Genomic DNA, 10,304 nt, shown 5'->3' on the forward strand with positions numbered 1-10,304 from the left:
GCCGCCGATGTGTGGGTCGTTCAGGATGTCTGAGGCGGCGTCGGCATGTCCGGTGGGGGCGTGGCCCCGCCGCCGTCCTTGTGCGCGAGGCGGTCCATGGCGTCCTTGGCCTTGCCCGTGCCCGTCTGGATCTTGCCGCTGTACTTGTGCTTGGTCTTCTCGTCGACCACCTTCGCGGCCTTGTCGAGGCCGTGCGTGACCTTGTGCCCGTGCTGCTGCGCGAGCCCGGAGACCTTGTCCTTGGCGGGCTCCAGCTTGGCTTTCAGATTGTCCATCAGACCCATGGTTCGCCTTCCCTCGCGGGACAGTTATGTGCGGGCGCCCTCGCCGGCCTCGTTGTCGGCGGCCTGTTCGGCGGTCTGCTGCTTGGGGATGTCGACGTCCTCCGCGGTGTCGGTCCCGGCGGTCCCCGCCGTCGCCTCGCCCTCGTTCTCGGACGAACCCTCTGCCGCCACCGCCGCCTCCGCCTCGGTGCCGTCCGGCTGTACGGCGGTCTCCACCTCGGCGGGTGACGCCTCCTCCGCAGCCTTTGACCTCCGGAGAAGTCGTGCAAAAACGCCCATATCCGCTCCATACGTTACTCGTGAAGGCGAAATTCCGCGTCGCCCGGTGCGTCCCATTGCGTCGCCCGGGTCACCGGTTCTCGGAACCGGAGGCGGGAACCTCGCATCAGGCAACGAACTCGGACCCACGGCGTCACGTAGCTCGTTGGAGGAGAGGGCCGGGGGTTTGCGAGACTGGGACCGTGAGTAGCGCACCCCCCGCCCCCCGGGTCATCGCCGTCGTCGGACCGACCGCCGCAGGAAAGTCCGATCTGGGCGTTTTCCTCGCCAGGCGTCTCGGAGGCGAGGTCGTCAACGCCGACTCGATGCAGTTGTACCGAGGGATGGACATCGGCACCGCCAAGCTGACGCCCGATGAGCGCGGCGGCGTCCCGCACCACCTCCTGGACATCTGGGACGTGACGGTCACCGCCAGCGTCGCCGAGTACCAGCGGCTCGCCCGCGCCCGCATCGACGCGCTGCTCGCCGAGGGGCGCTGGCCGATCCTGGTGGGCGGCTCCGGGCTGTACGTCCGAGGGGCCGTCGACAACCTGGAGTTCCCCGGCACCGACCCCGAGGTGCGCGCCCGCCTGGAGGAGGAGCTCACCCTGCGCGGCTCCGGAGCGCTGCACGCGCGGCTCGCCATGGCCGACCCCGAGGCCGCGCACGCGATCCTGCCCAGCAACGGCCGCCGTATCGTCCGGGCGCTCGAGGTCATCGAGATCACCGGCAAGCCCTTCACCGCCAATCTGCCCGGCCACGACTCCGTGTACGACACCCTCCAGATCGGTGTCGATGTGGCGCGCCCCGAGCTCGACGAGCGCATCGCACGCCGGGTGGACCGGATGTGGGAGGCCGGGCTCGTGGATGAAGTGCGCACCCTGGAGGCGCACGGCCTGCGCGCGGGGCGCACGGCGTCACGCGCGCTCGGGTACCAGCAGGTCCTCGCGGCGCTCGCCGGGGAGTGCACCGATGCCGAGGCCCGCGCCGAGACCGTTCGCGCCACCAAGCGCTTCGCGCGCCGTCAGGATTCGTGGTTCCGGCGCGACCCGCGGGTGCATTGGCTCAGTGGGGCTGCGGCGGATCTCACAGAACTCCCGGAACTCGCACTGGCGTTGGTCGAACGACCGGTCACAGCCTGATCACGTCATGGCATCGGGACGCTCCGGCCGTCATCCGGGCCTCCGGTGCCGTGCCATCATCGAGCTTCGATCGACCAGTGAAGTCCGAGTTGGGAGGGCGCGTGGCGATGGAGGCCGGCCCTCGCGACACTGCACGAGGCACTGAGTACGGTGATGATCCGGACGGAGTCCGACTGAGCATCGAACCGGACGCCGATCCCGGCGTCGAGCCGGAGCTGGGCGGAGACCGCCTGAGCTCCGACGGCCCCGAGGAGACCCCCGACGGGGTGATCGCCGACGGCCCCGCTCCCGGCGAGATGTCCCCGGAACCGGAGGTCGAGGTCGAGCTGCGCCCGCAGCGCCGACTGCGCATCTGGCAGCTCGCGCCCATCGTGGCGCTGGCCGCGACCGGTTCGCTGATGTTCGCCTTCCCGCTGGCCTTCGAGTTCGGTGACGGCGGTGCCGTGGTCGCCATGCTCGGCCTGCTGATCTGCTCGTGCGCCGCGGGCTGGGGCATGATGGCCGCCCGCCGGGTCGGCTACGCCCTGCCCGGCTTCCCGCCGCGCGGCTCCGGCCGCCGCCCGGACTGGCGTGTGGTGATCGCGTACGTCGTGGTCGTCGCCGCGGTGGCGGTGCTCGCCGTGTGGCGCGTGGCCCGACTGCGCTGACTCCGCCGGCCCGGTCCGCCGGGTCACGGACCCGGCCCCGGTCACCCGGCCCGACGTGGACGTGGGTGCCGTAGCCGCCCCCGCCCCGCGCTGCCCGGACTGTCGTGCCGACCCCGTACGATCGAGGGATGAGCACGCGGATCGCCTTCCTCAAGGGCCACGGGACCGAGAACGACTTCGTGATCGTCCCGGACCCTGAGAACGTCATCGACCTGCCCCCGACCGCTGTCGCCGCGCTGTGCGACCGCCGCGCGGGCATCGGCGGCGACGGTCTGCTGCACGTCGTACGGTCCGCCGCGCACCCCGAGGCCCGGCACCTGGCGGCCGAGGCGGAGTGGTTCATGGACTACCGCAACGGCGACGGCTCGGTCGCCGAGATGTGCGGCAACGGAGTGCGTGTGTTCGCCCGCTACCTCCAGCGCGCCGGGTATGTGGTCGAAGGAGATACGGCCGTCGCCACGCGCGGGGGTGTGAAGACCGTGCACGTCGCCAAGAACGGAGACGTCACCGTCGGCATGGGCAAGGCACTCCTCCCCGGGGGAGAAGTGACGGTGAGCGTCGGCGAGCGCAGCTGGCCCGCACGCAACGTGAACATGGGCAACCCGCACGCCGTCGCCTTCGTGGACGACCTCGCGCACGCCGGCGATCTGTTCACGCCGCCGCCGTTTACCCCGGCGTCGGCTTACCCGGACGGGGTCAACGTCGAGTTCGTGGTCGACCGGGGACCCGGTCATGTCGCCCTGCGGGTCCATGAGCGCGGCTCCGGCGAGACCCGCTCCTGCGGCACGGGCGCGTGCGCCGTGGCCGTCGCCGCGGCCCGCCGCGACCACGCGGACCCCGCCGTGACCGGCACCCCGGCGACGTACACCGTCGACGTGCCCGGCGGACGCCTGGTGATCACCGAGCGCGCGGACGGCGAGATCGAGATGACGGGCCCCGCGGTGATCGTCGCCGAGGGCGAGATCGACGCGGAGTGGCTGGACGACGCGCGACGCTGAGTCGAGCGGCCGGAGGACGGGCGCGATCTGTCCCCCTATTGCCGCGACCTCGCCGCGACTAGACGAGTAGTTCCTATGTGGCTCAGTGGTCGTAGGCGATCAGTGACCTGGTGATGGGTGCGCCGATGGTGCGGTTGTGCCAGATCGCGCAGGTCATCGCCAGGATCCGCTGGGCCACCCGGACTCCGACGCCGTCGATGGTGCGCCCGCCGTGCTGTTCCAGATCGAGCTGGCCTTTGAGGGTGTCGTTGACCGACTCGATCAGCTGGCGCACCGTCTTGAGCAGGGCTTCTGCGGGCTGTGGGGTGCCGCGGTTGCGGTAGGACGGCCGTAGCAGGCTGATGTCGCGGGCGGCGAGGAAGCGGTCGAGTTCGGCGGCGATGTAGCCCTTGTCCGCCAGGATCAGCAGCCCCGGCCGGGAAGCTGCCAGATGCGGTTCGCCGTCGATCAGGGCGGCCAGGACCTGCCGTTCGTCGATCTTGGGGTCGGCCAGGGCCCAGGTGACGGGCAGTCCGGCCGGGGTGCACACCAGGTGCAGTTTCAGGCCCCAGTAGAAACGGGAGTGCGAGCGGCAGTAGCCGTAGTTGGCCCAGCCGGCCAGGTCGGAGCGTTTGACGGTCTCGCGGGAGCGGGCGCACTCCACGGGCGTGGAGTCCACGATCCACACATCGTCCAGCCACAGGTCGGTGTCTGCGGCCAGCGACCGGATGGCCCGTTTGACCAGGGGCAGAGCGGCTCGCAGCCGCTTGTTGTAGGCAGGGCGCTGGGGCAGGTACGGGAACATTCCGTTCAGGTGGGCGTGGGCGAAGCGCAGCCATCGTGCCTCGCAGTGGAAGCCCAGCATGGCCTGGGCCACCGCGAGGGTCACCAGCTCGGCATCGGTCAGCCGCGGCGGACGTCCACGCCACCGCGGGGTCTTCAAACGGTCATCGACATGCACGTACAGTGCCGTCAAGAGGGTGTCTAAATCGGTCGTCACAACCCGATGTTGGACACCCTCCCTCCGTCTGAGAACCCCGCATTCGGAACTACTCGTCTAGTGCTGCGACGCCGTACGTCCGTGCCGTCCCTTCCGAAAGTTCGAAACCGTAAACCCCAAAACCTTCGCTCGAATGGGTGATCCGTTTCACGCTCGGCGAGAGGCGGTCAACCGGGCGTGGTGGGCTCGGTAGCATCAAGCACCGGCCCGGACGGGGGACCTACACGATCCCCTGAGCCGAGTACGCCATGGGGCACCCGTCCGCCGGTCTTACGCAGCCGGAGGTGCCCATGAGTGCGGAGGCGACGAATCCCGCGACGCCAGGCCCTGCAATGCCCGCCCCCGAGCGCTCGCCCTCGCTGGAGCCCGGGGCGACCCCGGCGCACCGCAGGAAGGCGCGCCCCCGGATCGACCTGCGCCGCCTGGGGCGGGCCGCACTGCTCGGGCCCGCGACCCGCGACCGGCTGCCGGACGCCATCGGGCATGTGGCGGACGCGCACCGCGCCCACCATCCGGACGCCAAACTGGAGCCTCTGCGCCGGGCGTACGTGCTCGCGGAGTCCTCGCACCGCGGCCAGATGCGCAAGAGCGGCGAGCCGTACATCACGCACCCGCTCGCCGTGACGCTGATCCTCGCCGAACTGGGCGCCGAGACGACGACGTTGACCGCCTCCCTGCTCCACGACACCGTCGAGGACACGGAAGTGACGCTGGATCAGGTACGGGAGGAATTCGGCGACGAGGTCTGCTATCTCGTCGACGGCGTCACCAAGTTGGAGAAGGTCGACTACGGCGCCGCCGCCGAACCGGAGACGTTCCGGAAGATGCTGGTCGCGACGGGCAACGACGTCCGGGTGATGTCGATCAAACTCGCCGACCGGCTGCACAACATGCGGACCCTCGGTGTCATGCGCCCCGAGAAACAGGCACGGATCGCCAAAGTGACCCGCGACGTGCTGATCCCGCTCGCCGAGCGCCTCGGTGTGCAGGCGCTCAAGACCGAGCTGGAAGACCTCGTCTTCGCGATCCTGCACCCCGAGGAGTACGAGCACACGCGGGAGCTCATCGCCGAGAACGCCGGCCGCGACGACGACCCGCTCGCGGAGATCGCGGAGGAGGTGCGCGTGGTCCTGCGCGACGCCGGCATCCAGGCCGAAGTCCTCATAAGGCCACGGCACTTCGTCTCCGTGCACCGCGTGTCGCGCAAGCGCGGCCCGATGCGCGGCGCCGACTTCGGACGCCTCCTGGTGCTCGTGAACGAGGACGCCGACTGCTACGGCGTTCTCGGCGAACTGCACACCTGTCTCACCCCGGTGGTCTCGGAGTTCAAGGACTTCATCGCCGTCCCCAAGTTCAACCTGTACCAGTCGCTGCACACGGCCGTGACCCGTGGCGACGGCCAGGTCGCCGAAGTCCTCATCCGCACGCACCAGATGCACAAGGTGGCCGAGGCCGGAGTCATCGCGCTCGGCAATCCCTACACATCGCCGCCGGAGGAACAGCCGGACGGCGGCGGGGACCGCCCCTTCGACGGCGAGCGCGCCGACCCCACCCGTCCCGGCTGGCTCTCCCGGCTGCTCGACTGGCAGCAGGGCGCCCCGGACCCCGACACCTTCTGGTCGACACTCCGCGAAGACCTCGCCCAGGACCGCGAGATCACCGTGTTCCGCGCCGACGGAGGCTCGCTGGGCCTTCCGGAGGGCGCCAGTTGCGTCGACGCGGCCTACGCGCAGTACGGCGAGGACGCGCACGCCTGCATCGGAGCCCGCGTCAACGGCCGCCTGGCGACGCTCAGTACGGTCCTGAAGGACGGCGACACGGTTCAGCTCCTCATGGGCCAGGACCCCGCCTCCGAGCCGTCCAGGGAGTGGCTGGAGCACGCGCACACGGCCGCGGCGCGGATCGCCATCCAGCGCTGGATGGCCACGCACCCCGCACCCGGCGACGAGGAGACGTCCGGGACCTCCGCCACGAGCCCCAGGACGCCCGTCGAGGCCCCGGCCCGCCCCATCGAGGCCCAGGTCGCCCGCCCCGCGAGCGCCGTCGCCGACCCGCCCGGCGCGTCCGTACGCATGGCCGGCTGCTGTACGCCCGTACCGCCCGACGAGGTGACCGGCTTCGCCGTCCGCGGGGGAGTGGTCACCGTGCACCGCGTGGAGTGCGCCGGAGCGGCGCGCATGAAGAGCGCGGGACGCGCGGAGGTCGGTGTGCGCTGGGGGGACACCACCGAGTGCCGCGTCACCCTGGTCGCCGAATCCTTCGGACGCCCGCATCTCCTCGCCGACCTCACCGAAGCCATCGCGGCGGAGGGGGTCGCCGTCGTCTCGGCGACCGTCGAACCGCCCAGTCAGCAGCGGGTGCGCCACACCTACACGCTCCAACTCCCGGACGCGGCGCGCCTCCAGGCGCTGATGCGCGCGATGCGCAATGTGCCCGGCGTGTACGACGTGAGCCGGGCCCAGCATCCGGCGACGGCGGCACAGTAGACACCGGGCGCCGGGCGCCCCACGCCGGCCACCGGGCACGGCCTCGATGAGCCTCCTTGCGGACCCGTTCGGGTGGGACGGGCGCGAGTCGCCACCGCGGGACCCGTGCGCGCTGGTAGCGGTGGTCCATGCCGCTCAACCCCGCCCCCACGCCCGTACGCCCGAGGAGCCGCCGTGTCACGTCGGCCCTGCTCGCCTCGGCCGTCTCCGTCTGTCTGATCGCCGCGAGCGCCCCGGACCCGGCCTCGCCCCTGGGAGTGGGTGACCGGCTTTTCCCCACCCTCGGCAACCCCGGCTACGACGTCGAGTCGTACGACCTCGACTTCACCTACCCCGGCACCAACGACAAGCCGCTCACGGCCGTCACCACGATCGACGCCCTGACCACCGCTTCGCTCGACCGCGTCAATCTCGACTTCGCGCACGGAACGGTGCGATCGGTCGAGGTCAACGGGGCGCCCGCCGATTTCGTGAGCGCCGGCGACGACCTGGTCGTGACGCCCGCCGAACCGCTGTCCGCCGGGAGCCCGCTGCGCATCACCGTGCGTCACACCAGCGATCCGGTCAGCGCGAAGGGCCAGGACGGCGGCTGGGTGCGGACCAAGGACGGGCTCGCGATGGCCAACCAGGCCGACGCCGCGCACCTGGTCTTCCCGTGCAACGACCACCCCTCCGACAAGGCGATGTTCACCATCCACGTCACCGCCCCCGAGGGGTACACGGCCGTGGCCAACGGTCTGCCGGAGGGCACCGACCGGGCCCGCGGGGCCACGACCTGGACGTATCGCACCGAGCACCCCATGGCCACCGAGCTGACGCAGGTGTCCATCGGCCGCTCCCGCGTGCTGCACCGCGCGGGACCGCACGGCCTGCCCGTACGCGATGTCGTCCCCGCCGCCGACCGCGCGGCGCTCGAACCGTGGCTCCGGAAGACCCCCGACCAGATCGCCTGGATGGAGGGCAAGGTCGGGCGCTACCCCTTCGAGACGTACGGGCTGCTGATGGCCCAGGCGCAGACCGGCTTCGAGCTGGAGACGCAGACGCTCTCGCTCTTCGAGAAGGATCTCTTCACCGAGCCCGCGTACCCGAAGTGGTACGTCGAGTCGATCATGGTGCACGAGCTGTCCCACCAGTGGTTCGGTGACAGCGTCAGCCCCCGCACCTGGTCCGACCTGTGGCTCAACGAAGGGCACGCCACCTGGTACGAGGCCCTGTACGCCGAGGAGGAGGCGAACAAGCCGATGGCGGCTCGGATGAAGGCGGCCTACCGCCTGTCCGACTCCTGGCGCGCCGCCGGCGGTCCGCCCGCGGCGCCGAAGGGACCCAAGCCCGGCCACAAGATCAGCATCTTCCGGCCGAACGTCTACGACGGCGCGGCCCTGGCCCTGTACGCGCTGCGGCAGGAGATCGGGCGCCCGGCCTTCGAACGCCTGGAGCGGACCTGGGTGAGCGTCAACCGCGACGGCGTGGCCTCGACGGCCGACTTCGTGGACCTCGCCTCCGCCGTCGCCGCACGCGATCTGAGCGGGTTCTTCAAGGCGTGGCTCTATGCGGCGAAGACGCCGCCGATGCCGGGACACCCGGACTGGAAGAGCGACGCCCCCAAGGCGCGCAAGCACGCGTGAGGCGGCGGGGCCCGCGGGCGCGTGCGTCGAGGGGACCGGGAGCGCACCGGCACCCCGCGAGCGCGATGCCCGCGGGGCGTGGCTGGGCCCGATAAGTCACGTGACGAGACGGGCCGTACCGTGCGACCATCTTCGAGCCGGCGGCGCGGCCCCCTTCGGAGGGTTGGCCCGGCCGGAACCGGGAATCTCCCGGTGGCCTCGGGCGTTGTTCCCTGTGACGGACGGCATTCGTCGGCCCGCAGTTGTCCCCAGCTACGTAAGGATCCAATGACCTCCTCTTCTTCCCCTTCCCAGGACGCGCAGAATCCCGCGCAGAACTACCCCGAAGGTCTTCGGGCCGATGCCCTGATGGAAGAGGACGTCGCCTGGAGCCACGAGATCGACGGAGACCGGGACGGCGAGCAGCTCGACCGCTCCGAGCGCGCGGCGCTGCGCCGTGTGGCGGGCCTCTCCACCGAGCTCGAGGACGTCACCGAGGTCGAGTACCGACAGCTCCGCCTGGAGCGGGTCGTCCTCGTCGGTGTCTGGACCTCGGGGACCATTCAGGACGCGGACAACTCGCTGGCCGAGCTGGCCGCCCTCGCGGAGACCGCGGGAGCGCTCGTGCTCGACGGCGTCGTCCAGCGCCGCGACAAGCCCGACGCCGCCACGTACATCGGTTCCGGCAAGGCCAATGAGCTCCGGGACATCGTGATCGAGACCGGCGCCGACACCGTGATCTGTGACGGTGAGCTGAGCCCCGGCCAGCTGATCCACCTCGAAGACGTCGTCAAGGTCAAGGTCATCGACCGTACGGCCCTGATCCTCGACATCTTCGCCCAGCACGCCAAGTCCCGAGAGGGCAAGGCACAGGTCGCGCTCGCGCAGATGCAGTACATGCTGCCGAGGCTGCGCGGCTGGGGTCAGTCGCTGTCCCGTCAGATGGGCGGCGGCAAGGGCGGCGGTCTCGCCACCCGTGGTCCCGGTGAGACCAAGATCGAGACGGACCGGCGCCGTATCCGCGAGAAGATGGCGAAGATGCGCCGGGAGATCGCGGACATGAAGACAGGCCGCGAGATCAAGCGCCAGGAGCGCCGCCGCAACAAGGTGCCCTCGGTCGCCATTGCCGGTTACACCAACGCCGGCAAGTCGTCCCTGCTCAACCGCCTCACGGGCGCGGGCGTCCTCGTCGAGAACGCCCTGTTCGCGACCCTCGACCCGACCGTGCGCCGGGCCGAGACCCCGAGCGGGCGGCTGTACACGCTGGTCGACACGGTCGGTTTCGTACGCCATCTGCCGCACCACCTGGTCGAGGCGTTCCGCTCCACAATGGAGGAGGTCGGCGACTCCGACCTGATCCTGCACGTGGTGGACGGTTCGCACCCGGCTCCGGAGGAGCAGCTGGCCGCGGTGCGCGAGGTCATCCGTGACGTCGGCGCGACCAAGGTGCCCGAGATCGTCGTGATCAACAAGGCGGACGCGGCGGACCCGCTGGTGCTCCAGCGGCTGATGCGGAACGAGAAGCGTTCCATCGCGGTCTCGGCCCGTACCGGCCAGGGCATGGACGAGCTGCTCGCCCTGATCGACAACGAGCTGCCGCGTCCCAAGGTCGAGATCGAGGCGCTCGTTCCGTACACGCACGGCCAGCTGGTCGCCCGCGCCCACACCGAGGGCGAGGTGATCTCCGAGGAGCACACCCCGGAGGGCACGCTGCTCAAGCTGCGGGTCCACGAGGAGCTGGCGGCGGACCTCGCACCGTACGCCGCGGCGCCCGCGCTCCGGTAGGAGCATCCGCTCGGCGCTTGCTTGGTCAGCATCCGCTCGGCGACTTCATCCGTTCCGGATGTCCGAAGGCCCGCCCCCTGTCGAGGGGGCGGGCCTTCGCCGTGGGCGTGCGCCTGTCCGT

9 protein-coding genes are annotated in these 10,304 nt (G+C 70.8%); 6 read left to right on the forward strand and 3 right to left on the reverse strand.

Going from position 1 to position 10,304, the window contains the following annotated elements; genetic code table 11:
- Window positions 1-20 precede the first annotated feature (20 nt).
- Window positions 21-284, reverse strand: coding sequence for an antitoxin (locus ACFWBT_RS38240; RefSeq protein WP_385707997.1), 264 nt, complete (start codon window positions 282-284; stop codon window positions 21-23).
- A gap of 24 nt (window positions 285-308) precedes the next feature.
- On the reverse strand, window positions 309-563 hold the full coding sequence (locus tag ACFWBT_RS38245; protein WP_385708000.1) for a hypothetical protein: 255 nt from the start codon (window positions 561-563) through the stop codon (window positions 309-311).
- 182 nt (window positions 564-745) lie between these two features.
- Here ACFWBT_RS38245 and miaA point away from each other — a divergent pair, with 182 nt between their 5' ends.
- From miaA to dapF, 3 genes are all read left to right on the forward strand, one after another.
- A complete protein-coding gene (gene miaA / locus ACFWBT_RS38250) occupies window positions 746-1,684 on the forward strand; it encodes a tRNA (adenosine(37)-N6)-dimethylallyltransferase MiaA (protein WP_266763393.1) in 939 nt (312 codons plus the stop codon).
- A gap of 107 nt (window positions 1,685-1,791) precedes the next feature.
- Window positions 1,792-2,331 carry a hypothetical protein gene (locus ACFWBT_RS38255; RefSeq protein WP_385708017.1) on the forward strand — a complete coding sequence of 180 codons (540 nt, stop codon included), beginning with the start codon at window positions 1,792-1,794 and terminating at the stop codon, window positions 2,329-2,331.
- A gap of 128 nt (window positions 2,332-2,459) precedes the next feature.
- Window positions 2,460-3,329 carry a diaminopimelate epimerase gene (dapF, locus tag ACFWBT_RS38260; RefSeq protein ID WP_385708003.1) on the forward strand — a complete coding sequence of 290 codons (870 nt, stop codon included), beginning with the start codon at window positions 2,460-2,462 and terminating at the stop codon, window positions 3,327-3,329.
- An 82-nt stretch (window positions 3,330-3,411) separates the two neighbouring features.
- Here the strand turns inward: dapF and ACFWBT_RS38265 are convergent, their stop codons facing one another.
- A complete protein-coding gene (locus ACFWBT_RS38265; RefSeq protein ID WP_385708005.1) occupies window positions 3,412-4,308 on the reverse strand; it encodes an IS982 family transposase in 897 nt (298 codons plus the stop codon).
- Between the two features lie 290 nt (window positions 4,309-4,598).
- Here ACFWBT_RS38265 and ACFWBT_RS38270 point away from each other — a divergent pair, with 290 nt between their 5' ends.
- The 3 genes from ACFWBT_RS38270 to hflX all read left to right on the forward strand — a co-directional run bounded on the left by ACFWBT_RS38270 (window position 4,599) and on the right by hflX (window position 10,183).
- Window positions 4,599-6,794: a RelA/SpoT family protein gene (locus ACFWBT_RS38270; protein ID WP_385708008.1), complete on the forward strand. Its 2,196-nt coding sequence runs from the start codon at window positions 4,599-4,601 to the stop codon at window positions 6,792-6,794.
- Between the two features lie 128 nt (window positions 6,795-6,922).
- A complete protein-coding gene (locus tag ACFWBT_RS38275; protein ID WP_385708011.1) occupies window positions 6,923-8,419 on the forward strand; it encodes a M1 family metallopeptidase in 1,497 nt (498 codons plus the stop codon).
- 267 nt (window positions 8,420-8,686) lie between these two features.
- Complete coding sequence (hflX, locus tag ACFWBT_RS38280; protein WP_385708014.1) at window positions 8,687-10,183, forward strand: GTPase HflX; 1,497 nt, start codon at window positions 8,687-8,689, stop codon at window positions 10,181-10,183.
- The last annotated feature ends 121 nt before the right edge of the window (window positions 10,184-10,304 follow it).

Source organism: Streptomyces sp. NPDC060027, assembly GCF_042737005.1.
In the GTDB taxonomy this organism is placed as follows: domain Bacteria; phylum Actinomycetota; class Actinomycetes; order Streptomycetales; family Streptomycetaceae; genus Streptomyces.